This is a genomic window from Klebsiella sp. CSG-1, assembly GCF_056521145.1.
In genome coordinates, this window is the sequence record NZ_JBWNLD010000015.1 from 63,931 (window position 1) to 90,636 (window position 26,706).

Consider the following 26,706-nt stretch of genomic DNA (forward strand, 5'->3'; position numbering starts at 1 on the left):
GGGAAGCATTTATGCCACGGAGACAAATACTCAGTAGTGAAGAAAAAGAACGCTTGTTGATTGTGCCAGATGATGACGTATTTCTGACGCGCATGTGCTTTCTGAGTGAACATGACCTCGCGCTCATTAATAAACACCGCAGGCCAGCTAACCGTCTGGGCTTTGCAGTTTTACTCTGTTATTTGCGAGGACTAGGGTTTCCTCCCGACAAAAGTATTTCACCTCACGACTGTGTTGTCTTCAGGCTGGCGGCTCATTTGAAAGTCCAGTCTGATTTGTGGGCCGAGTATGCATCAAGAGAGGTCACCCGCTGGGAACATCTGGCTGAACTCTACCGCTACCTGGAATTATCCCCTTTTAACCGGGCGCTGCAAAAAACCTGTATTCGCCACCTTTATCCCCACGCCATGCGGACAGACAGAGGTTTTTTACTTGCGGAGGAAATGCTCTCCTGGCTCCACAATAATAAGGTTATTTTCCCCTCTGTTGAAGTGATCGAACGAACCCTGGCCGAAGCAACAACACTTGCCGACAGGGCGGTTTTTTCTGCGCTTACCGCGCAGCTTGAACCAGGGCATAAAGCGGCACTGGACCGTCTGTTGGTATCTGAGGGTGAGCAACCTTCACGGCTGGCCTGGCTGCTCCAGCCTCCGGGAAAAATTAATGGTAAAAATGTCCTGCAACATATCGACCGGTTAAATGCGATTGAGTCGCTGGCACTCCCTGACGGCATTGCACTTTCCGTTCACCAGAACCGACTCCTGAAACTCGCACGCGAAGGCAGGAAAATGAGTAGCCGGGATCTGGCAAGATTCACGGATGTTCGCCGTTATGCCTCGCTGGTTTGTATCATATCGGAGGCCAGATCCACCCTGACTGACGAAGTTATTGATCTGCACGAGCGTATTCTGAGTAGTCTGTTCAGCAGGGCAAAACGTACTCAGGCCGAGCGGCTCCAGCAAACGGGAAAGCTGATTCAGAGTAAACTGAAGCAATACGTTACCGTCGGACAGGCATTACTTAACGCCAGAGAGTCCGGGGAAGATCCCTGGGCCGCAATAGAAGACGTCCTTCCCTGGCAGGAATTCATCAACAGCGTGGAAGAGACGCGGTTCCTGTCACGTAAGGACAACTTCGACCCGTTGCATCTGATCACAGAAAAATACAGTACGCTGCGTAAATACGCCCCCCGGATGCTGTCCGTGTTGCAGTTCAGGGCTGCACCCGCCGCAATGCAGCTCAGTGACGCATTGGATACCGTCAGAGATATGTATAGAAAACAACTCCGAAAAGTACCGCCTTCCGCGCCAATCGGGTTCATCCCGGAAAGCTGGAGAAAGGTTGTGATCACCCCCACCGGCATTGACCGAAAATATTACGAATTTTGCGTGCTGAATGAACTGAAGGGAGCCTTACGTTCAGGTGACACCTGGGTAAAGGGGTCACGCCGCTACAGGAATTTCGATGATTATCTGATCCCGTCAGACGATTTTGAAAAATCACTCCGGGATAACCAGTTACCCCTTGCTGTTCCGGCCGATTGCCATGAATACATCAAGAGCCGTTTGACGCTTCTTGCATCGCGTCTGGAAGAAGTTAACGCGATGGCGCTGGCCGGTGATTTACCCGATGTTGATATATCGGATAAAGGCGTGAAAATTACCCCGCTGGATAACAGTGTCCCTTCAGCAGCATCCCCTTTTGGCGATCTGGTTTATGGCATGCTCCCTCACCCTAAAAGGGGGCCGCTTGGAAAACGGGAAATATCCTACGTTAAGCCTGTTTTTTGAGCTGGCATGGCGGGCAGCTATGAGCGAAGTATAGTCATTCGCCCTATCTCTTTTGTCGCACTTTCAACAAGGGGGTCGCTTGGAAAGCGGAACGAGGTCAGTCTCCGCCCGGACTGCTCAGCTCTTTAAACAGCAAAAGAGAGGCATCTTATGAGAAGGGATTGTTCAGTATGTCAGGGCAGACTGCTTTTTCATCCGCAGGTACTGAGGGTAAATGCTCAATTCCGGTACGATTCTTACTCTATAGCCAGACAGAATTCAGCATTGTGCTGAACCCGAATCTTTTTTTACTCTGACAGGCCTGTTCATCAGAACCCTGAAAAAACAATTTTCCCGTTCACATTTTTATTTTCCATGTCCTCATGAGCCCGGCGAAGTGCTTTAGCATTCAGCCTGCCATACTCTGCCAGCAACGGAGGTTTGAGCTTACCGGAATCCAGCATGCATGAGAGTTTGTTAAGAATATCATGCTGTTTAGACATGTCCGCAGTAGCATGCATGGGGCGGGTAAACATTGCCTCCCAGTGAACAGAAACGCTCTTAAATTTGATCAAACGCAGATCCAGTGGTTCAGGGTCGTCGATGAGTCCGATACGGCCTTGTGGGGCAATAATTTCGGCCATATTTTCCCAGGCAGATGGCGTGGTGTACGTTGAGAAAATCCGGGTAATGGGAGGGAGTCCAGCAAGGCTGGCAACCTGTGGCGCAAGCGCACATGAATGATCCAGGACATAATGCGCACCAAACCCGCGAACCGCTCTGACACTCTCCTGCCGGGAGGCAGTCCCGATGATGTTCACCCGACTCAGAGTGCGGGCAAGCTGTATAGCCATACAAGGGACTCCGCCCGCACCGCCAAGCATCAACAGGGTCTGATCAGCATCTCCGTTCACTGACAACTGCAGACGATCAAATAACATTTCCCAGGCTGTCAGACCGGTCAGAGGAACCGACGCTGCAGCTTCAAAACTTAGTGCTGCCGGCTTTATCCCCGTAATGCGTTCGTCAACCAGCTGAAACTCTGCGTTGGCTCCCTGGCGATCGAGCACACCGGCATAGAAAACGTGGTCACCTGGCCTGAACAGCGTCACATCTGGTCCGGTTGCTTCAACAACACCGGAAGCGTCGTATCCCATAACTACCGGATTGCCTGCAGAGGGACTGATGTTTCGCCGGCTTTTCAGGTCCCGTGGGTTAACCGCGACCGCCCTGACTCTGATCAAAAGATCACGCCCTTGGGCATGGATGGGTGGGGAAGCGACAAATCTTCAATAACGGATGTACTTTCCCGGGTTGCCAGAAACCAACGGCTTTCATTCTGTCTCCTTAAAAAGGTCAGTCACCAGATAAATAAATGTAAAAGTGTGCGGAACGCGATACCCGCCAGTGCCCCCGGCAGTGCAAATCGAAAAATACGCGGAAAGCGGGCGCTGGGTAATGCTGTCAACCTGTTGATGACTATTTTAATCTGTAGTCATTCAATCCTTGTAACATCAGGATGATCCTGGTGTCAGTGAAAATACGAAATCAACACGTTGGTATCATTACCCACCTGTGAACTGACGTCGGCATTTTGAATCTCACTTCGGCGTGCCCCCTCCGAATGGCGCAAAACATTTCGTGGTATGGCATGATAGCACCCGAAGAGAGTCAATTCAGGGTGGTAAATGTGAAACCAGTAACGCTATACGATGTCGCAGAGTATGCCGGTGTCTCTTATCAGACCGTTTCCCGCGTGGTGAACCAGGCCAGCCACGTCTCTGCGAAAACGCGGGAAAAGGTGGAAGCGGCGATGGCGCAGCTGAACTACATTCCCAACCGCGTGGCACAACAACTGGCGGGCAAACAGTCGTTGCTGATTGGCGTTGCTACCTCCAGTCTGGCCCTGCACGCGCCGTCGCAAATTGTCGCGGCGATTAAATCTCGCGCCGATCAACTGGGTGCCAGCGTGGTGGTGTCGATGGTAGAACGAAGCAGCGTCGAAGCCTGTAAAGCGGCGGTACATAACCTTCTCGCGCAACGCGTCAGTGGTCTGATCATTAACTATCCGCTGGATGACGAGGATGCCATTGCTGTGGAAGCTGCCTGCGCTAATGTTCCGGCCCTATTTCTTGATGTCTCTGACCAGACTCCCATCAACAGTATTATTTTTTCCCATGAAGACGGTACGCGACTGGGCGTGGAGCATCTGATCGCATTGGGTCACCAGCAAATCGCGTTGTTAGCCGGTCCATTAAGTTCTGTCTCGGCGCGTCTGCGTCTGGCGGACTGGCATAAATATCTCACACGCAATCAAATTCATCCGATAGCGGAACGGGAAGGCGACTGGAGTGCCATGTCCGGTTTTCAACAAACTATGCAAATGCTGAATGAGGGCATCGTTCCCACTGCGATGCTGGTTGCCAACGATCAGATGGCGCTGGGCGCAATGCGCGCTATTACCGAGTCCGGGCTGCGCGTTGGTGCGGATATCTCGGTAGTGGGATACGACGATACCGAAGACAGCTCGTGTTATATCCCGCCGTTAACCACCATCAAACAGGATTTTCGCCTGCTGGGGAAAACTAGCGTGGACCGCTTGCTGAAACTGTCTCAGGGCCAGGCGGTGAAGAGCAATCAGCTGTTGCCCGTCTCACTGGTGAAAAGAAAAACCACCCTACCGCCCAATACGCAAACTACCTCTCCCCGCACGTTGGCAGATTCCTTAATGCAGCTGGCACGACAAGTTTCCCGACTTGAAAGCGGGCAGTGAGCGCAACGCAATTAATGTGAGTCAGCTCACTCATTAGGCACCCCAGGCTTTACACTCTGTGTGTCCGGCTCGTATGTTATGCGAAAATGTGAGCGGATAACAATTCACACAGGATACAACTATGACAATGATTACGGATTCACTGGCCGTCGTATTACAACGTCGTGACTGGGAAAACCCTGGCGTTACCCAACTTAATCGCCTTGCGGCACATCCCCCTTTCGCCAGCTGGCGTAATAGCGAAGAGGCTCGCACCGATCGCCCTTCCCAAGAGTCGCGCAGCCTGAATGGTGAATGGCGCTTTGCCTGGTTTCCGGCACCAGAAGCGGTACCAGAAAGCTGGCTGGAGCGCGATCTTCCTGACGCCGATACTGTCATCGTCCCCTCAAACTGGCAGATGCACGGTTACGATGCGCCTATCTACACCAACGTGACCTATCCCATTGCGGTCAATCCGCCGTATGTTCCCACGGAGAATCCGACAGGTTGTTACTCGCTCACATTTAATATTGATGAAAGCTGGCTACAGGAAGGCCAGACGCGAATTATTTTTGATGGTGTTAACTCGGCGTTTCATTTGTGGTGCAACGGGCGCTGGGTCGGTTACGGACAGGACAGTCGTTTGCCGTCTGAATTTGACCTGAGCGCATTTTTACACGCCGGAGAAAACCGCCTCGCGGTGATGGTGCTGCGCTGGAGTGACGGCAGTTATCTGGAAGATCAGGATATGTGGCGGATGAGCGGCATTTTCCGTGACGTCTCGTTGCTGTATAAACCGAGCACGCAAATCAGCGATTTCCATGTAGCCACTCACTTTAATGATGATTTCAGCCGCGCTGTACTGGAGGCAGACGTTCAGATGTACGGCGAGCTGCGCGATGAGCTGCGGGTGACGGTTTCTTTGTGGCAGGATGAAACGCAGGTCGCCAGCGGCACCGCGCCTTTCGGCGGTGAAATTATCGATGAGCGTGGTGGTTATGCCGATCACGTCACCCTACGTCTGAACGTCGAAAACCCGAAACTGTGGAGCGCCGAAATCCCGAATCTCTATCGTGCGGTGGTTGAACTGCACACCGCCGACGGCACGCTGATTGAAGCAGAAGCCTGCGATGTCGGTTTCCGCGAGGTGCGGATTGAAAATGGTCTGCTGCTGCTGAACGGCAAGCCGTTGCTGATTCGCGGCGTTAACCGTCACGAGCATCATCCTCTGCATGGTCAGGTCATGGATGAGCAGACGATGGTGCAGGATATCCTGCTGATGAAGCAGAACAACTTTAACGCCGTGCGCTGTTCGCATTATCCGAACCATCCGCTGTGGTACACGCTGTGCGACCACTACGGCCTGTATGTGGTGGATGAAGCCAACATTGAAACCCACGGCATGGTGCCAATGAATCGTCTGACCGATGATCCGCGCTGGCTACCCGCGATGAGCGAACGCGTAACGCGAATGGTGCAGCGCGATCGTAATCACCCGAGTGTGATTATCTGGTCGCTGGGGAATGAATCAGGCCACGGCGCTAATCACGACGCACTCTATCGCTGGATCAAATCTGTCGATCCTTCCCGCCCGGTACAGTATGAAGGCGGCGGAGCCGACACCTTCGCAACCGATATTATTTGCCCGATGTACGCGCGCGTGGATGAAGACCAGCCCTTCCCGGCTGTGCCGAAATGGTCCATCAAAAAATGGCTTTCGTTGCCTGGAGAGACGCGCCCGCTGATCCTTTGCGAATACGCCCACGCGATGGGTAACAGTCTTGGCGGCTTCGCTAAATACTGGCAGGCGTTTCGTCAGTACCCCCGTTTACAGGGCGGCTTCGTCTGGGACTGGGTGGATCAGTCGCTGATTAAATATGATGAAAATGGCAATCCGTGGTCGGCTTACGGCGGTGATTTTGGCGATACGCCGAATGATCGCCAGTTCTGCATGAACGGTCTGGTCTTTGCCGACCGCACGCCGCATCCGGCGCTGACGGAAGCAAAACACCAGCAGCAGTTTTTCCAGTTCAGTTTATCCGGGCGAACCATCGAAGTGACCAGCGAATACCTGTTCCGTCATAGCGATAACGAGCTCCTGCACTGGATGGTGGCGCTGGATGGCAAGCCGCTGGCAAGCGGTGAAGTGCCTCTGGATGTCGCTCCACAAGGTAAACAGTTGATTGAACTGCCTGGACTACCGCAGCCGAAGAGCGCCGGACAACTCTGGCTAACGGTTCACGTAGTGCAACCGAACGCGACCACATGGTCAGCAGCCGGACACATCAGCGCCTGGCAGCAGTGGCGTCTGGCGGAAAACCTCAGCGTGACACTCCCCTCCGCGCCCCACGCCATCCCGCAACTGACCACCAGCGAAACGGATTTTTGCATCGAGCTGGATAATAAGCGTTGGCAATTTAACCGCCAGTCAGGCTTTCTTTCACAGATGTGGATTGGCGATAAAAAACAACTGCTGACGCCGCTGCGCGATCAGTTCACCCGCGCACCGCTGGATAACGACATTGGCGTAAGTGAAGCGACCCGCATTGACCCTAACGCCTGGGTCGAACGCTGGAAGGCGGCGGGCCATTACCAGGCCGAAGCAGCGTTGTTGCAGTGCACGGCAGATACGCTTGCCGACGCGGTGCTGATTACCACGGTCCACGCGTGGCAGCATCAGGGGAAAACCTTATTTATCAGCCGGAAAACCTACCGGATTGATGGAAGTGGTCAAATGGCGATTACCGTTGATGTTGAAGTGGCGAGCAATACGCCACATCCGGCGCGGATTGGCCTGACCTGCCAGCTGGCGCAGGTAGCAGAGCGGGTAAACTGGCTCGGATTAGGGCCGCAAGAAAACTATCCCGACCGCCTTACTGCGGCCTGTTTTGACCGCTGGGATCTGCCATTGTCAGACATGTATACCCCGTACGTCTTCCCGAGCGAAAACGGTCTGCGCTGCGGGACGCGCGAATTGAATTATGGCCCACACCAGTGGCGCGGCGACTTCCAGTTCAACATCAGCCGCTACAGTCAACAGCAACTGATGGAAACCAGCCATCGCCATCTGCTGCACGCGGAAGAAGGCACATGGCTGAATATCGACGGTTTCCATATGGGGATTGGTGGCGACGACTCCTGGAGCCCGTCAGTGTCGGCGGAATTCCACCTTAGCGCCGGTAGCTACCATTACCAGTTGCTCTGGTGTCAAAAATAATAATAACCGGGCAGGCCATGTCTGCCCGTATTTCGCGTAAGGAAATCCATTATGTACTATTTAAAAAACACAAACTTTTGGATGTTCGGTTTATTCTTTTTCTTTTACTTTTTTATCATGGGAGCCTACTTCCCGTTTTTCCCGATTTGGCTACATGACATCAACCATATCAGCAAAAGTGATACGGGTATTATTTTTGCCGCTATTTCTCTGTTCTCGCTATTATTCCAACCGCTGTTCGGTCTGCTTTCTGACAAACTCGGGCTGCGCAAATACCTGCTGTGGATTATTACCGGCATGTTAGTGATGTTTGCGCCGTTCTTTATTTTTATCTTCGGGCCACTGTTACAATATAACATTTTAGTAGGATCGATTGTTGGTGGTATTTATCTAGGCTTTTGTTTTAACGCCGGTGCGCCAGCAGTAGAGGCATTTATCGAGAAAGTCAGCCGTCGCAGTAATTTCGAATATGGTCGCGCGCGGATGTTTGGCTGTGTTGGCTGGGCGCTGTGTGCCTCGATTGTCGGCATCATGTTCACCATCAATAATCAGTTTGTTTTCTGGCTGGGTTCTGGCTGTGCATTCATCCTCGCCGTTTTACTCTTTTTCGCCAAAACGGATGCGCCCTCTTCTGCCACGGTTGCCAATGCGGTAGGTGCCAACCATTCGGCATTTAGCCTTAAGCTGGCGCTGGAACTGTTCAGACAGCCAAAACTGTGGTTTTTGTCACTGTATGTTATTGGCGTTTCCTGCACCTACGATGTTTTTGACCAACAGTTTGCTAATTTCTTTACTTCGTTCTTTGCTACCGGTGAACAGGGTACGCGGGTATTTGGCTACGTAACAACAATGGGCGAATTACTTAACGCCTCGATTATGTTTTTTGCGCCACTGATCATTAATCGCATCGGTGGGAAAAACGCCCTGCTGCTGGCTGGCACTATTATGTCAGTACGTATTATTGGCTCATCGTTCGCTACCTCAGCACTGGAAGTGGTTATTCTGAAAACGCTGCATATGTTTGAAGTACCGTTCCTGCTGGTGGGCTGCTTTAAATATATTACCAGCCAGTTTGAAGTGCGTTTTTCAGCGACGATTTATCTGGTCTGTTTCTGCTTCTTTAAGCAACTGGCGATGATTTTTATGTCTATTCTGGCGGGCAATATGTATGAAAGCATCGGTTTCCAGGGCGCTTACCTGGTGCTGGGTCTGGTGGCGCTGGGCTTCACCTTAATTTCCGTGTTCACGCTTAGCGGCCCCGGCCCACTTTCTCTGCTGCGTCGCCAGGTGAATGAAGTCGCTTAAGAAATTAATGTCGGATACGGCGCGAGCGCCTTATCCGACCAACTTATCAGGACGGAATGTTAAAAATGAGCATGTCGATGACAGAAAAAATAAAAGCAGGCAAGCTATTTACCGATATGTGCGAAGGCTTACCTGAAAAAAGACTTCGTGGGAAAACATTAATGTATGAGTTCAATCACTCGCATCCATCAGAAGTTGAAAAAAGGGTAATGACTCCAACTTATTGATAGTGTTTTATGTTCAGATAATGCCCGATGACTTTGTCATGCAGCTCCACCGATTTTGAGAGCGACAGCGACTTCCGTCCCAGCCGTGCCAGGTGCTGCCTCAGATTCAGGTTATGCCGCTCAATTCGCTGCGTATATCGCTTGCTGATTACGTGCAGCTTTCCCTTCAGGCGGGATTCATACAGCGGCCAGCCATCCGTCATCCATATCACCACGTCAAAGGGTGACAGCAGGCTCATAAGACGCCCCAGCGTCGCCATAGTGCGTTCACCGAATACGTGCGCAAACCGTCTTCCGGAGCCTGTCATACGCGTAAAACAGCCAGCGCTGGCGCGATTTAGCCCCGACATAGCCCCACTGTTCGTCCATTTCCGCGCAGACGATGACGTCACTGCCCGGCTGTATGCGCGAGGTTACCGACTGCGGCCTGAGTTTTTAAGTGACGTAAAATCGTGTTGAGGCCAACGCCCATAATGCGGGCGGTTGCCCGGCATCCAACACCATTCATGGCCATATCAATGATTTTCTGGTGCGTACCGGGTTGAGAAGCGGTGTAAGTGAACTGCAGTTGCCATGTTTTACGGCAGTGAGAGCAGAGATAGCGCTGATGTCCGGCAGTGCTTTTGCCGTTACGCACCACCCCGTCAGTAGCTGAACAGGAGGGACAGCTGATAGAAACAGAAGCCACTGGAACACCTCAAAAACACCATCATACACTAAATCAGTAAACCACTTCACATTAATGGCAGCAAACACCCGAACCGGCAGATGAGCTCCGTGTTGTTCTACGGCGCAAATAGGTAGTACGGCGACGATATTCGCCATATCCAGTTTACTGAATTCCCGCGTGGTGAGATCACACCACTAGGGAGAAGACGGTTTAAGCATGTTTACCTCCGGTTTTGTCTAACAATAAAAGATACGGTACGTTGCATTTAGGGCATTTTAGACCGGCTCTATGTCCTGCTATGTGCTAACTTTTCCAGTTTAATGGCCTCTCGTCGAGTTGTGTGGCAACAGTGTTGCCACCGGCGGAAATCCGCCGGTTTGAATGCTTTTTTGTTCAGCAGGCGACGAGGTGCCCGTCGCCAAAATCGGTAAAGCGCTGCGGTACTCTCTGATAGCCGATGGGTTTGATCGGTTCTGGTCTTATCGGCATTGCGCTGGTGGCTCGGGGTTGCCGTCTTTGCTGAACGTCAGGTATAGGAACGGCGCTGAGCAAGTGCTGAGTATAAGGATGCTGCGGATGGTGCAACACTCGATCTCGTGGGCCGATCTCCACGAGCTGGCCGCCAAACATCACCGCTACCCGGTGGCAGATGCGCTCCACCACCGCCATATCATGGGAAATAAACAGATAGCTGAGCCGATAGCGCTGACGCAAATCTTCCAGCAGCGTCAGCACCTGCGCCTGTACTGAAACATCCAGCGCGGAAACCGATTCATCGGCGATGATCACTTTCGGGTTCAGCGCCAGCGCGCGGGCAATGCAAATGCGCTGGCGCTGGCCGCCGGAAAACTGGTGCGGATAACGCCGCATCGCTTCCGCTGGCAGGCCGACCTGCTGCAATAGCTGCGCCACCCGCTCCGTGCGCTGTACTGCGGGCATCTGCTCATGAATCAGCAGCGGCTCCCCAACCAGGTCGAAAATAGTTTTGCGCGGATTGAGCGCCGCCCAGGGATCCTGAAACACCATCTGCAAATCGCGGCGTACCGCTCTTAACGCCTCGTCCTTCAGGCCGTGCAGCTCCTGTCCGTTAAGCTGCGCGCTGCCGCTAAATGGCACCATATTCATCAGCGCTTTTGCCGTCGTCGATTTACCGCAGCCGCTTTCACCGACGATGCCCAACGTCTCGCCGGGGAAAAGATCGAAGCTGACGCCATCGACGGCATGGACTTCGCGACGCACGCGCAGGCCGTCGCCGCGCACCGGAAAGCGCACGCTGAGGTCGCGGACGCTGAGCAACGGTCGCGTCGCCTCGACCGGCGCCAGCGCGGGCGCCTGGCCCAGCACCGGTACCGCCTGCAACAGCTGGCGGGTATAAGCCGCCTGCGGCGAGGTAAACAGCGTTTTTGCCGGAGCCTGCTCCATGATTTTGCCGTGACTCATGACCAGCACATCATCGGCCATTTCTGCCACCACTCCCATATCGTGGGTGATCAACAGCAGGCTGGTGGAAAACGCCTGCTGCAGTTCGCGCATCAACTCGAGGATCTGCGCCTGAATAGTGACGTCGAGGGCCGTGGTCGGCTCATCGGCAATCAGCACCTGTGGCTGGCACAGCATTGCCATAGCGATCATCACCCGCTGGCGCATACCGCCGGAAAGCTCGTGCGGATACTGTTGCAGGCGCTTCTCCACATGACTGATTTTGACCGCGTCCAGCATCGTGCTGACCCGGCTGCGCCGTTCACGGCGGCCCAGCACTTCGTGGCGTTGCAGCGTCTCTTCCAGCTGCTGGCCCACCGTCATCAGCGGATTGAGCGAGGTCATCGGTTCCTGAAAAATCATGGCAACCGACTTGCCGCGCAGCAGCTGCATTTGCCGCTCCGGCAGGCTGAGCAAATCCTGGTTATCAAAAATAATCGCGCCGCCTGGAATCTGTGCCTCCTCCGGAAGCAAACCCATGATCGCCAGCGAAGTCAGCGATTTACCGCTGCCCGACTCGCCGGCAATGCACAGAGTTTTTCCCGGCCAGAGCGCAAAGCTGACGTCATCCACCACCCGCTGTGTACCAAACTGGATCGACAGGCGCTCGACCGAGAGCAGCGGCGCCGGAAATAGGACTGCTGACATAACGCTCCTAATTAAACACGCTGTTGGGAAAATAGAACGACACCACCCAGTTAGGCCGATCGACGATTTCGCTGATGCGCAGATCGCCGCACACGGAGCAGAGCATATAGGCCTCTTCCGCCGACATCCCTTGTTCGCGGCACAGCGCATCGATGGTATAGCTTACCGCGTCGCGGGCGGCGGTCATCAGGTCAGGGCCAATGCCGGTGAAGGCGCTGTAGCCGTGCCGATCCAGATGTTGGGTCACTGGGCCAGGGGTGGCGAAACGCGGCGTTTTCAGCGGCATATCTTTAACCACTTCCAGCTTCACCACCACGTCCATCGCGCTTTCAATCGCCGTGCCGCAGACTTCACCATCGCCCTGCGCGGCGTGGGTGTCACCAATAGAAAACAACGCGCCTTCTACTTCCACCGGTAGCCATATTGTGCAGCCAGCGGCCAGATCGCGAATATCCAGATTGCCGCCCACGCGGCGCGGCGGCACCACCGAATGATGGCCCGCGGCGGCGGGAGCGACGCCGAGGGTACCGGCGAAGGGTTTCAGCGGTACGCGGCCATATCGGCCAAAGGCGCAGGGGGTTAAGCCTTGGCGGTCATATTGCCACAGCGTCAGCGCCGGATCAGAAAACTGATCGGCCAGCAGGCCGAAGCCCGGGATATTCGCAGTCCAGCCAAAGCCGCTGGGACGAAAGGATTCCAGCGTCACCTTTAGCGCATCGCCCGGCTGAGCGCCTTCCACATAGACCGGGCCACTGACCGGGTTGAGCTTATCAAACGGCAGCGTTGGGATATCCGCTGCGGTAGAACCGGCGTTGAACCAGCCGTTAGCCGCATCCAGGCAGTGAAACTCCAGTTGGCTGCCGGAAGCTACGTGCAGGACCGGGCTCAGGCTGTTATCCCAGCCGAAATGATGTTGAGCATGATGAATGGTCTTCACCAGACAATTTTGGCACATCCTGACTCTCCTTTAAGCAGCGGCGCCGTCCCGGCGCCATCAAATTATTTCAGTCCGATATAGTCGTAGTTGACTGGTACATGCACTGGATCGACATACAGCGCGTCCTCGCCCCCCATGCGTGCGGAATGTACGGTGTAGCGCTTCTCGTTGAATACCGGCACCCAGGGCGCGTCATCCATTGCAGTGATGAAGATTTTGCGCCAGGCTTCAATGCGCGCGTCCTGCTGGTCGGGTTTCACCATGCTGTCCGCCGCGGCCGCCTGCGCGTCCAGCGCTTTGTTGCAGTAGCGCGCCCAGTTCCAGCCGCCCTCTACCGCCCCGGCGCAGCCGAGGATCGGGCCATAGAAGTTGGAGGGATCCGGGAAATCGGCGATCCACGCCATGCCGCCGGACCAGACCATCGGCGCTTGGCTGGCGGAGCCGCCCGCCGCAATCACATTCGCCTGCGCCAGGGATTTGATGCTGGCGTGGATGCCCACTTTGGCCAGATCCTGCTGGATAGACTGGGCGATACGCGGCTGCGGATCGGTATTCATCACGTACAGTTCGGTAGCAAAACCGTTGGGGAAACCCGCTTCGCTGAGCAGTTGCTTCGCTTTTGCCGGGTCGTAGCTGAAACCCTGATATGCCTTGTCATAACCGGGCATGGCGGGTGGCAGTGGCTGGTTGGCCGGCGCCGCGCGTCCATTAATGATGCGCACGATGCGATCTTTGTTGACCGCCATGTTCACCGCCTGGCGGACTTTGAGATTATCGAAAGGCGGCAGCGTGGTTTTCATCGTCACGTAGCCGGTCTGCAACTGGTCGCCGGTGACCATCAGGCCCTTATAGGCCGGGTTGTTTTTAAACGACAGAAACTGTGCGGGCGGTACGCCGTCACCGGCAATATCCACTTCGCCTTTTTCCAGCCGCAGCAGAGCGACCGAGGGATCCTGTCCCATTTCGAACTTTATGTGATCCAGCCGCGGCACGCCGGCTTTAAAGTAGTTCGGGTTTTTGCGGAAGATCAGCTCCTGGCCCAGCTTCCACTCCTGGAGCTCAAACGCGCCGCTGCCGACCGGATGCTTGCCGAAGTCGGCGCCCCATTTCTCCACCTCCTCACGGGGAACCACCGAGGCAAAGTTCAGCGCCAGCACATGCAGGAAGGTGGCGTTGGGCTCTTTCAGAGTGATTTTTACCGTATGATCGTCGACGACCTCGATACCGCTCAGGGTCGTGCTTTTACCGCTGGCCTCCTCGTCATAGCCCGCGATGGGACTGAAGAACCCGGCGCCCGGACTTTGGGTTTTCGGGTTGACTGTGCGTTCCAGAGAATATTTCACGTCCGCCGCCGTGACCTCGCGGCCGTTGTGGAATTTCACCCCTTTGCGTAGCACAAAGGTGTAGACCTTGCCGTCCTCGGAAATGGCGTAGCTCTCCGCCAGGTCGTTCACCAACTCGGTGGTGCCGGGACGATAGTCCATCAGGCCGTCGAACAGGCTTTTGATCATCGACCAGTTTTGCCAGTCATAGCCAATGGCCGGATCGAGGGTCGCCACGTCGTTCTGGTAGGTCACCACGATATCGCCGCCGGTCTTCTCGTCAGCCTGCGCGCCATAAGAGAAACAGGCCGCGGCCACCGCCATTGTCAATAACGCATTTTTCATCATCTTCCCCTGCTACTTTTTGACATCAATGCGCGGATCGACCCACGGCAGCACCAGATCCGCAATAAGGTTGCCGCCAACAATGGCAACCGCTGACACGGTGGTTACCCCGACAATTACCGGGATATCCACCTGTTGAATCGCCTGCCAGGCCAGCTGACCGATACCCGGCCAGCCAAAGACCGATTCGACTACCACCAGTCCGCCCATAAAAATGCCGATATCAATGCCTATCATCGGAATTAGCGGCAGCACGGCATTCGGCAGCACGTGACGCAGCAGTACGCGGGTTCGGCCCAGCCCTTTGGCCCGCGCGGTACGGATAAAATCCTGATGCAGCACCTCAATCATCGACGAGCGCAACATGCGTGAATACCAGCCGCTGCCGAGCAGGCCGAGGGTTAGCGCCGGTAGCGCCAGATGGCTGAAGCCGCCATAGCCTCCCATCGGGAACCAGTTGAGTACCACGGCGAAAAGATAGAGAAAAAGCATCGCGGCGATGAACTGCGGCGCCGAAACACCGATAAAGGAGAGCGCCATCAGAAGCCGGTCCGCCAGCCCGCCGCGTTTTAACGCCGCCAGGGTGCCGAAGGCGATCCCCAGTACCAACTCGCAGAGAATACCCGCCGCCATCAGCTGCAGTGACGGCCCGATACGGGCGGAAACCAGTTCACTCACTTCGCTGCGCTGAATAAACGAGCGTCCCAGATCGCCGTGCAGCAGCCCCTGCAGATAACGCCAATATTGCTGATAAAACGGCAGATCCAACCCCAACTGATGGCGGATGTTTTCGACTACTTCCGGCGTGGCACTGCGCCCGGCGATTTGGCGCGCTGGATCGGCGGGCAACATAAACAGCAGCAAATAGCAGATCAACGTAACGCCAAGCAGGATCAGCCCGGCATGCAACAGACGTTTTCCCAGAAATAGCATTAGTTTCGTCCTTTTAAGCCGGGATCGAGGGCGTCGCGCAGGGCGTCACCAGCGATATTGAAAGAGAGCGACAGCAGCACAATCGCCGCGCCGGGAAAGAACACCAGCCAGGGAGCCGAAGTAAAATAGCTCTGGCTTTCAAAGATGATGTTGCCCCAACTCGGCGTTGGCGGCTGTACCCCCACCCCGAGGAACGATAGAGTAGCTTCCAGCAGGACTGTGGTGGAGATGCCTAGTGTGGCCCAGACCAGCACCGTTGGCGCCAGATGTGGAATTAAATGCACGCCGAGAATACGCAACGTTCCGGCCCCCAGGGTGCGTTCCACGGCGATAAAGTCGCGGGCGCTAAGCGCGCTAGTTTCGGCGTAGATAACCCTGGCGATCTGCACCCAGTTCACCATGGCGATCACCAGGGACACGATCCAGACACTTGGCTGGAAAATCGCCGCCAGGGCAATCGCCAGCAGCAGTGCGGGAAACGCCATCATCAGATCGGTAAAGCGCATCAGCAGCCCTCCGATACGCCCCTGCAGATAACCTGCGCTAAGCCCTACCAGGACGCCGATCAGTACTGCAGTGCCGTTGGCGACAACACCGATGAGTAACGAAGTACGAGCTCCGTAAATTAAACGCGAGAAGAGATCGCGTCCCAGCAGATCGGTTCCCAGCCAGTAAGTGCTGTTGGGAGAAAGCGGTGCGCCTTCCAGGCTCAGTCCCTCGACAAACTGTTCATCGGGATCGAAGGGGGTGAGCCAGGGGGCAAACAGCGCGCTCATCACCACCAGGAGAATAAACAGCAGCGAGAGCAGCAGGGCTGGCCGGCGCAGAAAATATCCGACTCTATTCATTGTGCTCCCCGCTTGCCGGACGACATTCGTAGCAGCCACTTCTGCGCCACCTGTGCCACCGACTGGTTCGTACACATTGATTCCGAGCGCAGGCGAACCCATGCCTGTTGTTCATCAATACTTTCCGCTTGCATCTGGGCCGCCAGAGCTTGGGTAATCTGCGGCATTGCTGCCAGACGCTGGCGCAGTAGCATCTGTTGCTGTTGAATGTCATGCAACTGCTGACGCAGCCCCACTGCCATCATCAGGGTGGTATAGATGGCTCGCTGTGTAATAGGCTTGGTAAGGAGCGCTGTTGCCCCTAACTCCAGCGCGCGCTGTACCTGGTAAAGTCCCTCATGTGAGGTCAGCGCGATCACCGGTATTCCCGCCAGATTGATCTGGCTCAGGGTTAGCGGGCTGGCGAATGCCTCCAGTTCCACCAGTACTGCACAGGGGGTGAGAGGAGGTAAAGCCTCATCTCCGGTCAGGTGATGCCAGCGGATACCCATCCGCGTCAGGTTTTTTTCCAGCGCTTCGCGACTCCTTGCTTCACAGTCTACCAGCAGGAGCGGCTGAGCATCTAAATCCGGGGACAGCAGCGTTTTCATTTAACAATCCTCAGAGCAGGTCTGGCTGCAACCGTTCGGCTTTCACGTAGCTCCGTCGCGGAGAGATAGGGATCGGGCATAACCGGCAGCGGTTCGCGATGCAGTATCTGAAAGCAAGTTTGTTGCAACTCAGCGATGTAGCAGGGCAAACAGGCGTGGTTGTTTCGAGCCATTACTGAGCGAGCGCCCGGAGAATCAACGTCGTGCTGACGATGCAGTGCCGCCAGCACCGCACCCGGCTCGCTGTTTCCGGCCTCGCGCAGGCTATTGGCAAACAGCCTTACTGCCCGCCAGCCGCCGATATAGTAGTGGGAGATGCGCTGTGCGCCATGTTGCAGGTGCTGCCGCGCGCAAAAATCGAGATCGACGCTCTCAAAAAACGGTCCGCAGGAAAGCAAACGTACCGCCCTTAGTGGCGCGACTTCGGCGACTTCGGCTTCGGTAAAATTACAGCTGAGCACCGCTAACGTCCGCCGATCGCGAAGACAGGCCTCGTCCAGTGCGCGCAGAAACGCATAAGAGGTTTCGCCTACCAGGTTATTGAGCACAAAATCTACCTCTGTGCTGAGAATCGCCTCAATCAACTCGGTCACGTTGCTGTTTCTCAGGTGCAGATATTTTTCGCCCACCACCGTACCGCCGGAACCTTCCACTACCTCACGGGCGATACGATTGCTTTCCCAGCCCCAGACGTAGTTAGAGCCGATCAGCCAGGAGCGATTTCCGAACATATCCAGCGCCAGCCGCAGGAGTGGCAGCAGAGTCTGGTTCGGACAACCGCCCAGATATACGACCTGCTCGCAGCTCTCGAACCCCTCGTAAGGACAGCCATACCACAGCAGCAGGTTATGCTGCTCCAGGTCCGGGATAATCTCCTTCCGACTGGCAGAGGTAATGGTTCCGAAGATATGGCGGATGCCGTGAGCGATAAAGGTGCTCACCGCTTCACTGTAGGCTGCGAGTTCACCCGCAGGGTTGATATGTCGGGCCCGCAGCTGAAAAGGATAAGCAGGATCGGCATTGATTTCCTCTAAGGCATGGCGCGCACCAAGCAGTGTGCTGTTCGCCAGGTGGCTGTAGGTACCTTCTGTGGAAAGCAAAATTCCAATATCAATAGTTTGCACGTATGTTTGCTCTCTGCATTAATAAAAAAGCCTGATTGTCCTTATTAGGACAATCAGGCTTCATTACCTGTCGATATTTAATGGATTCAAGGCTTAAGGGTTGCCCCTGCTTGCATATACCCGACATGAAAAATTCATGCCATTTATAAAGCACAGTTAAATCAATGGATTATTTATTTTTGGAGACACTTTTGCACCAATGGGATGCGGCTTGCTCAGTTATGGTGCAATTTTCTGATGCAGTCTGGTCTCTTCAACATGAGGTGGAGTAATGCACACCTGTTTTAGTTCCACGCACTTTTTGAGAGTTCCGGTTTTTCAGCCATCAGCAGGTGATCCTCCGGCGTCAGGTTATTCAGGGATTCATGGGGACGCTCTGGATGGAAGATCCTCGTGACGAAGCCGAATTTGCCCCCGGCCACGTGCTTTTTTTCGAGCGTAATGTTGTCCATGCATTACCAACCCTTCTTGAAGAACCCCTAATATTTCTGTCATTGGCCAGCCCTCGTCGTGATCCTGAAGATATTACCTTTGTTGACCCGAAAGATGGCACTGCCAGAACCTTTATGGCCAGAAATAATGAGTCAGCATAATTTATTTCCTAGTCCATTCATATGAAAACACTGGCGGAAGAGGGCTATGCACCGAGGTAAAGGGAGGCAATCCGTCGTCAGACGGTGTACTGTACACCGAAGAACAAAACCAGGCCCGTCAGCGCGAAGGGGCTGGTTTTGTTCAAGCGAGAATACCGCGCAATGTATTAATCAGTGCAGGCTCACGTTCAATGAGACACAGCAGTTTCAGAAGCCACTCGATGTCGGGGGTAATATCACACGAAAAGCGACGTTGCTTCAGCGCCGTCGCCAGCCACCTGGTGAGAAAGAGATTTTACTGTACTGGCGACACTATATCGCCGTTCTTCCTACCTAATGCCAGCGCAACCAGCTCGCACCACGCCAGATGGGCCGATTTTTCCTTCAGATTCACTACGAACGTTTTCCCTTATTTTTCGAGAACCTGAATGTATCTTAACCGGAAGCAGAAAGGATTCGGAACCGTTCACCCTGAATTGAATACACAGCCTGGACTGACGAGCAAGTTCTCTGAATGCCGCTTTGCGGCATGGAGGCGCCAGCAGCAGTTGAGTACAACTCTGATAGTGAGTGGCGCCGTTGCCCGGCGCAGCCGGCTACTGTGTTGACAGGTTCTGCCTCACCGACCCCCTCCCTTGTATCTAACAGTTTGTGGTGATTAGCTACCACCACTGAAGCAGAGTGAGCCGCCCCCTTCCCTTAAGGTCAGAAAAGTCGGCACCGCTGAACCTTGATTTGCAGCACATGGCCCTCCGCTTCACCTTTCACGCCAGCACATCAGGTTGAACGGTTACCGGGAGCTCGACTCCGTATGTACAAGGCGAACAGGCGTGACGGTTTATGTGAGAGGAGTTTGACCATGTTTCCAGTCGGCATTGACGTAAGTAAAAACACCCTGGATCTTTGCATGCTTTATGACGGTATCAAAGGACGCATAAAAACCCGTAACATCCAGAATAACAGACATTCAGTTGAAAATATTCTTCGCTGGCTCAGGCTTCAACATTGCAGTCCGGAAGATGTTCATGTGGTAATGGAAGCTACCGGTGTTTATCACGAACAGCTGGCCACTGAATTACATGATGCCGGTTTCCGGGTTTCTCTGGCCAACCCTCACCGTAGTCGGGAGTTTGCGCGTGGCATGGGAATCATGACAAAAACGGATAAGGTGGATGCGTATATGCTGGCCTGTTACGCATTCCTTAAGAAGCCACACCGCTGGGAGCCGCCGGCACCCGAAATCAGATATCTCGGTGCACTCCTGCGACGGCGGGATGTTCTGCTGGGTGATGCCCTGCGTGAGGAGAACAGACTGGAAAAATACCTGTCGACAGACACACCTGCAGATATTATCAGTTCCTGCAGGCGTATGGCGCAGCTTCTGCGCGAGGAGATAAGTAATATCGAGCGGCAGATAAAAGCACATATCAAAGCCAGCCCTGCACTGAGGCGTGATTATACACTGCTGGCCTCAATTAAATCGGTTGGTCCCCAGCTGGGGATGCATATGCTGATCGTGCTTCGCAGCCATAACTTTGTATCGGCTGAGCAGGCTGCCGCCTTTCTGGGCGTGGTGCCGATCGAGAAACGCTCAGGCACATCGGTCCGGCGCCGGCCGCGGATGTCGAAAATCGGCCCCCCTCAGTTGAGAGCGAAGCTTTACATGTCCGCCCTGTGCGGAAAAATCTACAATAAGCGAATGCGTAATATTTACGATGAGATGTGCCTGCGGGGTAAACCTAAAATGGTGGCCATTGGCGCGCTGATGCGGAAACTGGTGCACTGATGTTATGGCGTCCTGAAGACCGGAACCGTTTTTAATGACGAAGACCTGAAACCGGTACTGTCAACCTGACTATACCAGGCTGGCATTAAACACAAGGTAACGCTCACTGCAATAAGTGAGCGCAGTCCGTTATGAGCGAATAGCGGAAGTTCACAGTTTGACAAAGGTATGATTAAAATAGTGCCTTGTTCAACAACAGGGAACAGGTCAAGAGATATATTCAATTGTTATCCAGGAATTTTTCAAAATATTATATCGAACATCATCTTTTCTTGTTTTTTTTGTTGTTCATCGTTACAAGTGAATCGAGGGATGAAAGAAAAAAATATATTTATCAAAAACATAAATCTTTCTGAAATTGCTATCCCACCTCAGATTACTGGGCTGACCTAATCTATAGATCAAGTTCGCGTTATACTTTAATGTTAGCAAAATACTAAGATGATTCTTAGGGACGACCTCTTGACGGTAGAGGAAGCGTGCATTGATTTTTACAATCACTACCTTTCGCCCCCAACCTAATCCGCGAATGATGCTTTCTGTACTTGCGCGCCTGTTCTGATACTCGCCGCCAGAGCAATCAAATTGCTGATGCTTTCTGCCTGTTCAATGCGTCTCCTGTCGTCAGCACTACTGTGCATATTTGAGTGATTTCCTCTTAAGGAGAACTAGTTTCATGGGTATAAAAGCGCAGGTGAGTATCGCGCACAAGCTGGGGTTCACATCACACCAGAATGCAGTTCCGCTGTTACGTGAGCTCATCTTGCATAATGAGTCCGAAGAGACATTTCAGGATCTGACGCTGCATCTGCGGACCGCGCCAGCCGTGCTCGAAGATAAAAAATGGAATATCGACCGCCTGCTTCCCGGTACTTCACTGGATATCAGGGATCGGGATGTCAAACTTAATGCCAAATGGCTCGCCGAACTGACCGAAAGCGTACTCTGCGAAGTCACCATAAGTTTGTGCCAGGGTGAGGAAGAAATCTTCATTACTCATTATTCGCTTGAGGCACTTGCGAAAAATGAATGGGGCGGCAGCGCAATGATTGAATTGCTCCCTTCATTTATCATTCCTAATGATCCGGCGGTAGATCGTGTACTCAAGGCAGCCTCTGATGTCCTTCGCCGTGCAGGCAAGAATGACGCTCTTGATGGTTATGAAAGCAAGTCGAGAACTCGTGTCTGGGAAATTACCTCAGCTCTCTGGACTGCTGTCTGCAACCTCAATATCAGTTATGCCCTTCCCCCAGCCAGCTTTGAACGGAATGGCCAGAAAATTCGCACACCAGGCATCATTCTGGAAGGAAAAGTCGCGACCTGTCTGGATACAACCTTATTATTTGCTTCAGCACTGGAACAGATTGGTTTGAATTCACTGCTAATGCTCAGTGAAGGTCATGCGTTTGCTGGCGTCTGGTTACAACCACAGGAATTTTCGCAGCTAGTGACAGAAGACGTCTCTGCGGTGCGCAAACGTGTCGACCTAAAAGAAATGGTCGTATTTGAGACAACTCTCGCGACCAGAGCCCACCCGCCTTCATTTACTCAGGCATCTGATGAAGCGTTAAAGTATCTTAACGAGGATGTTTTTCACGCAGCCATTGATTCGCGTCGCGCGCGGATGCAGAAAATTCGGCCACTGGCTCTGGGTGTCACTCGCCTTGAAGGACAGCCTGATGCTGAGGAGGTTATTTCTCATGGGTTTGAGGACGCTCCCTCTCTCCCTGATGTTGACATTGATATTGAAACAGCTGGCGAAAAAGAAGCTGGGGGCCGGCTTGTACAATGGCAACGAAAACTTCTGGACTTAACCACCCGTAACCGCCTGTTACACCTGCCTGAAAGCGCTAAAGGCATTCGTTTGATCTGTGCGAATCCTTGCCATCTTGAAGATAAGCTAGCTGAAGGCAAACGCATTCGCATTGTCCCGCTCCCTGATCTAGAGAGTGGAGGCCGCGATGCCGAACTTTATCAGCAGCTCACAAACGAGAACCTGCGGGAAGAATACGCCCAGATTGCGCTGGAACGCGGTGAAGTCGTCTCCGCAATGGAAAAATACCGCCTCGAGTCATCCCTAATCGACCTCTATCGAAAATCGAAAAGTGATTTGGAGGAAGGTGGTGCCAACACTCTTTTCCTCGCTGTGGGCTTCCTTAAATGGAAAAAATCCGCTGATGATCCCAAAAGTTACTCAGCTCCACTGATACTACTGCCGATTCAGCTTGACCGTAAAAGTGTACTTTCGGGCGTGTCCATGCGTTTGCTGGAAGAAGAGCCCCGCTTCAACCTTACTCTGCTTGAACTGCTACATAATGACTTTGCTCTGACAATTAACGGCCTCGATGGCGATCTGCCCACCGATGAAAGTGGTGTTGATGTGGATGGCATCTGGAATATGGTACGGCGTGCTGTGCGCGACATACCCGGTTTCGAAGTCACCCGTGATGTCGTGATTGGCACATTCTCTTTTGCCAAATATCTGATGTGGAAAGATCTAATCGATCGGGCACCTCAGTTGATGCAAAGTGCGCTGGTAAAGTATCTCATCGAACGCGGCCAGGACAATGCCGTTCTGGATAAGAGCGGAGAAGTCATCAACGTTGAGGAACTCGATGACAACGTCAATACGCAGGATCTTTTCCTACCGCTGCCTGCAGATTCCTCGCAAATCGCCGCCGTTGTAGCCTCTGCAAAAGGGAGGGATTTTGTTCTGGATGGCCCCCCCGGTACCGGTAAGTCGCAAACCATAGCCAATATGATCGCGCATAATCTTGCGCTGGGAAGGCGCGTACTTTTTGTTGCTGAGAAGAAAGCGGCACTGGATGTGGTCTATCGCAGGCTTGAGGCTCAGGGACTCGGTGAATTTTGTCTGGAACTGCACTCGAGCAAAACGTCCAAGATGGATTTTCTGAAACAGCTAGAGCGGGCATGGGATGCGCGTGATCTACTGACTACCTCGGAGTGGAAGGAAGAAGCGGCCAAGGTGCAGCACCTGCGAGACAAACTCAATGAGGTTGTCCGTTTGCTCCATCTGCGCTGGCCAAATGGCTTAACGCTCCATCAGGCAATGGGCACGGTTATCAGGGATGCAAGTAGCGCCACGCCGCACTTTAGCTGGCCTGCATCGACTTTGCATTCTTCTTCAGAGATGACTCAGTTCAGAGAGATAGTAAAACGTCTGGAGCTGAACCGTGATACCTGGAAACAGCACGGCGATCATTTTGACCTCATCACGCAGGCTGACTGGACCAATGGGTGGCAGTCTTCTCTCATTGCTGCAGCAAATTCATTGCCTGCAATCATCGATCACCTTGAAAACGCCACCGAGGAATTACTGAAGGCGACGGGAGTTACTCTGGACTCTACTGAGCCCGAGAGACTGTCGCAACTAACTTCATTCTGTGAATTATTGACGGAAGCTTACGGCATTGATCTGAATTTCATGTTCGCACCGGATGCCACAAGCCGTATAGAGTCAGCGAATAAAGCCGTTCACCTCCTGAAAGAGATTGAAGTGACAAAGGCTAATCTGTCAGTTACCTACCCTGGTAACAGCTGGCAGTACGTTAATGCTCCGCAGATCAGAAACGTACTTGACGTCGCTGACAAAAAATTCTGGTTCTTTGCGACCAGTGCCCGCAAGAAAGTCATTGGTGAAGTTATCCGACAATACTCGCTAACGTCAGCTCCCGACTTATCCGTTGATCTCCCCATTGCTGAAACTCTGCAGACATTGCTGCAACGTCTGACCGAGCTTAACTCTGTCACTTTATCCCTGCCGGGATGGGCTGGGCTGGATACCAACGTTGCACAGTTGCAGACCACCCTGGAACTTGCAGAATCTATCCGCAATTCGCTTGGTGGTTTTGCTTCTTCGCCACAGCAGTTGGTCGAGATCCGCACTGCTGTAAAAAATCTGATTATTGATGCCAATGACCTTCTCGGTTCGCAGGGTGTTATCTCCGCCCTGACTCGGAAACTGCGCACAGCAATCGCCAATTTCAATGATGCACAGGTTAGCTTCTGCAATCTGATAAAACCAGCTGAGGACAAACCATCGCTCCCGGCACTGCGTGACTGCGCACTCAATATCCTGCAACATCAGTCTGCTCTTAAAGCCTGGAGTGACTGGAGCCGTGTACGTGAGGAAGCGATTTCACATGGCCTGCAGCCAGTGATCAACGCGCTGATCCATCTTAACTCAGGAGAAATAAGCGCTGCAGAGATTTTTGAAACTGCCTATTGCCGCTGGTTTGCATCGTGGATGATCGATTCAGAGCCGCTGCTGCACAATTTTGTGCCGGCTGAGCACATGAGTGATATTGAGGCTTACCGTGCTCAAACCGATCGTCTGGCCAAACTGACAGTACGCTATATCCGTGCTCGTTTATGTGGCGTCATTCCTGCAAAAAATGAGGTCAGCAAGCAGAGTGGTTTTGCACTGCTTAAACATGAACTACAGAAATCCCGTCGTCATAAACCGGTACGCCAGATGGCAGCCGAAATGGGCGATGCCATGGCCAAACTTGCCCCCTGCATGCTGATGAGTCCGCTTTCAGTCGCCCAGTTCCTGCCCTCCGACCAAGCCTTGTTTGATCTGGTGATTTTCGATGAGGCATCACAGATTGCCCCGTGGGATGCTATCGGCACCATGGCGCGTGGCAAACAGGTGGTAATCGCCGGTGATCCCCGCCAGATGCCGCCAACCAGCTTTTTTAATCGTGCAGCTAATGACACGGACGATGATACTGAAGAAGATATGGAAAGCATTCTGGATGAGTGTCTTGCTGCCGGCCTGTATAACCACAGCCTGAGCTGGCATTACCGGAGCCGTCATGAAAGCCTGATTACCTTCTCCAACCATCGCTACTATGACAGCAACCTGATTACGTTCCCCGCTTCCGAAACAAAGCAAAGTGCTGTCCAGTGGTGCAAGGTTACAGGCGTCTACTCTAAAGGGAAAGGACGTCATAATCAGGTCGAGGCAGAAGCGATCGTCGCTGAAACGGTGAAGCGACTGACTGATAAAGAGTTCGTTGCATCAGGCAGATCGATAGGCATTATCACGCTGAATACTGAACAGCAAAAGCTAGTCAGCGATCTGCTGGACCGTGCCAGACAGCATCACCCTGAAATTGAACCCTTCTTCCAGTCTGAACTGGAAGAACCTGTTGTGGTTAAAAACCTCGAAACGGTTCAGGGGGATGAACGCGATTTGATCATAATTAGCATCGGGTACGGCCCGACTGAGCCGGGCGCAAATACAATGTCGATGAATTTTGGCCCGCTTAATCGCGAGGGAGGCTGGCGCCGGCTGAATGTTGCCGTCACACGTGCGCGACAGGAAATGATGGTCTTCAGCTCGTTCGATCCTTCCTTCATCGACCTTAATCGGACCAGCGCCCGCGCGGTTGCTGACCTCAAACACTTTATTGAGTTTGCCCAGCGCGGCCCTGAAGCTCTTTCTCAGGCAGTACGTGGGTCTGTAGGCGGTTATGACTCACCGTTTGAAGAGGCAGTAGCAAATGGTCTGAGGAGAAAAGGCTGGCATGTTGTCCCGCAAATTGGCGTATCCCGTTTCCGTATTGATTTGGGGATCGTTCATCCGGATAAGCCTGGCGACTATCTTGTCGGTGTTGAATGTGACGGTGCCACTTACCATAGCGCAGCAACAGCACGCGATCGCGATAAAGTCCGCAGCGCTATCCTACAGGGCCTGGGCTGGAAATTACTGCGCCTCTGGTCAACTGAATGGTGGATTGATAAAGAAGGTGCACTCGACAGGCTGGATACAGCAATAAATCGCCTGCTGGAGGAATCCAGAGCAGCGGAAGCCGCACTGATTGCTGAAGCAGAAAAACAAAAGCAGATTACGCCAGTCATCGGTCACGTAACCAATGATGCCAGTGAAGACATACTGGTATCTGAAATTACACCTGTCGCTAATGATGAAGAAATATCCACGTCAGTAAACCCTATCATCACGCCTCCCGCCGAAGTAAGCGAAGATGATGGTGGCACTGAGTTGAAGTATGCATCTACAGCTTCTCAGAATAACAACAAGCCAGCGCATGCCGGTAAGTATGTCGTTAACGATCTTCAGGAATGGCACGACAGGACAGATGCAGAACAATTCTATATCGCTGAATATGATGAGA

General features: G+C 53.3%; 11 protein-coding genes and 7 pseudogenes. 7 read left to right on the top strand and 11 right to left on the bottom strand.

Annotated elements, in window-relative coordinates:
* Positions 1–11: 11 nt before the first annotated feature.
* A pseudogene (locus AC007G_RS25145) lies at positions 12–1,739 on the top strand (Tn3 family transposase); the annotation flags it as partial.
* Positions 1,740–2,098: 359 nt separating this feature from the next.
* Here AC007G_RS25145 and AC007G_RS25150 read toward each other — a convergent pair.
* Positions 2,099–3,107: pseudogene (locus tag AC007G_RS25150) on the bottom strand (zinc-binding alcohol dehydrogenase family protein).
* A 352-nt stretch (positions 3,108–3,459) separates the two neighbouring features.
* On the opposite strand from AC007G_RS25150, the gene lacI reads away from it, so the two are divergent.
* The 4 genes and pseudogenes from lacI to AC007G_RS25170 form a co-directional block, all read left to right on the top strand.
* On the top strand, positions 3,460–4,542 hold the full coding sequence (gene lacI / locus AC007G_RS25155; RefSeq protein WP_004152286.1) for a DNA-binding transcriptional repressor LacI: 1,083 nt from the start codon (positions 3,460–3,462) through the stop codon (positions 4,540–4,542).
* A 121-nt stretch (positions 4,543–4,663) separates the two neighbouring features.
* A complete protein-coding gene (gene lacZ, locus AC007G_RS25160; protein ID WP_032693908.1) occupies positions 4,664–7,738 on the top strand; it encodes a beta-galactosidase in 3,075 nt (1,024 codons plus the stop codon).
* 51 nt (positions 7,739–7,789) lie between these two features.
* Complete coding sequence (gene lacY, locus AC007G_RS25165) at positions 7,790–9,043, top strand: lactose permease (RefSeq protein WP_003846917.1); 1,254 nt, start codon at positions 7,790–7,792, stop codon at positions 9,041–9,043.
* 65 nt (positions 9,044–9,108) lie between these two features.
* Positions 9,109–9,249: pseudogene (locus tag AC007G_RS25170) on the top strand (maltose acetyltransferase domain-containing protein); the annotation flags it as partial.
* A 14-nt stretch (positions 9,250–9,263) separates the two neighbouring features.
* Here AC007G_RS25170 and AC007G_RS25175 read toward each other — a convergent pair.
* From AC007G_RS25175 to AC007G_RS25220, 10 genes and pseudogenes are all read right to left on the bottom strand, one after another.
* Positions 9,264–9,958: pseudogene (locus AC007G_RS25175) on the bottom strand (IS1-like element IS1A family transposase).
* Between the two features lie 375 nt (positions 9,959–10,333).
* Positions 10,334–12,067: an ABC transporter ATP-binding protein gene (locus tag AC007G_RS25180; RefSeq protein WP_004118832.1), complete on the bottom strand. Its 1,734-nt coding sequence runs from the start codon at positions 12,065–12,067 to the stop codon at positions 10,334–10,336.
* A 7-nt stretch (positions 12,068–12,074) separates the two neighbouring features.
* Entirely contained in the window at positions 12,075–13,022 is a 948-nt protein-coding gene (locus tag AC007G_RS25185) for an acetamidase/formamidase family protein (RefSeq protein WP_032693994.1), read from the bottom strand.
* A 44-nt stretch (positions 13,023–13,066) separates the two neighbouring features.
* The gene (locus tag AC007G_RS25190) at positions 13,067–14,671 is read right to left on the bottom strand and encodes an ABC transporter substrate-binding protein (protein ID WP_004152278.1); all 1,605 of its coding nucleotides are present in this window, start codon (positions 14,669–14,671) and stop codon (positions 13,067–13,069) included.
* A 12-nt stretch (positions 14,672–14,683) separates the two neighbouring features.
* Positions 14,684–15,604 (bottom strand): ABC transporter permease, encoded by a 921-nt coding sequence (locus AC007G_RS25195; protein ID WP_032693992.1) that lies wholly within the window; start codon positions 15,602–15,604, stop codon positions 14,684–14,686.
* Positions 15,604–16,452, bottom strand: coding sequence for an ABC transporter permease (locus AC007G_RS25200; protein ID WP_004118228.1), 849 nt, complete (start codon positions 16,450–16,452; stop codon positions 15,604–15,606). Before AC007G_RS25200 ends, AC007G_RS25195 begins: the two co-directional genes overlap by 1 nt.
* Positions 16,449–17,042 carry an ANTAR domain-containing response regulator gene (locus tag AC007G_RS25205; RefSeq protein WP_004118229.1) on the bottom strand — a complete coding sequence of 198 codons (594 nt, stop codon included), beginning with the start codon at positions 17,040–17,042 and terminating at the stop codon, positions 16,449–16,451. Before AC007G_RS25205 ends, AC007G_RS25200 begins: the two co-directional genes overlap by 4 nt.
* Positions 17,039–18,166, bottom strand: coding sequence for a transporter substrate-binding protein (locus tag AC007G_RS25210; RefSeq protein WP_004118840.1), 1,128 nt, complete (start codon positions 18,164–18,166; stop codon positions 17,039–17,041). Before AC007G_RS25210 ends, AC007G_RS25205 begins: the two co-directional genes overlap by 4 nt.
* Positions 18,167–18,450: 284 nt before the next feature.
* Positions 18,451–18,552: pseudogene (locus AC007G_RS25215) on the bottom strand (integrase); the annotation flags it as partial.
* 412 nt (positions 18,553–18,964) lie between these two features.
* A pseudogene (locus AC007G_RS25220) lies at positions 18,965–19,153 on the bottom strand (DUF2913 family protein); the annotation flags it as partial.
* 465 nt (positions 19,154–19,618) lie between these two features.
* On the opposite strand from AC007G_RS25220, the pseudogene AC007G_RS25225 reads away from it, so the two are divergent.
* Positions 19,619–20,614 (top strand): annotated as a pseudogene (locus tag AC007G_RS25225) (IS110 family RNA-guided transposase).
* A gap of 607 nt (positions 20,615–21,221) precedes the next feature.
* Positions 21,222–26,706 (top strand): DUF4011 domain-containing protein (locus tag AC007G_RS25230; RefSeq protein WP_479466712.1); only part of this gene is annotated, 5,485 nt, incomplete at its 3' end.

Excerpts from the sequence above, each read along its gene's own strand:
- lacZ (WP_032693908.1), top strand. The coding sequence starts at position 4,664 with ATGACAATGATTACGGATTCACTGGCCGTCGTATTACAACGTCGTGAC.
- lacY (WP_003846917.1), top strand. The coding sequence starts at position 7,790 with ATGTACTATTTAAAAAACACAAACTTTTGGATGTTCGGTTTATTCTTT.
- AC007G_RS25180 (WP_004118832.1), bottom strand. The coding sequence starts at position 12,067 with ATGTCAGCAGTCCTATTTCCGGCGCCGCTGCTCTCGGTCGAGCGCCTG.
- AC007G_RS25185 (WP_032693994.1), bottom strand. The coding sequence starts at position 13,022 with ATGTGCCAAAATTGTCTGGTGAAGACCATTCATCATGCTCAACATCAT.
- AC007G_RS25190 (WP_004152278.1), bottom strand. The coding sequence starts at position 14,671 with ATGAAAAATGCGTTATTGACAATGGCGGTGGCCGCGGCCTGTTTCTCT.
- AC007G_RS25195 (WP_032693992.1), bottom strand. The coding sequence starts at position 15,604 with ATGCTATTTCTGGGAAAACGTCTGTTGCATGCCGGGCTGATCCTGCTT.
- AC007G_RS25200 (WP_004118228.1), bottom strand. The coding sequence starts at position 16,452 with ATGAATAGAGTCGGATATTTTCTGCGCCGGCCAGCCCTGCTGCTCTCG.
- AC007G_RS25205 (WP_004118229.1), bottom strand. The coding sequence starts at position 17,042 with ATGAAAACGCTGCTGTCCCCGGATTTAGATGCTCAGCCGCTCCTGCTG.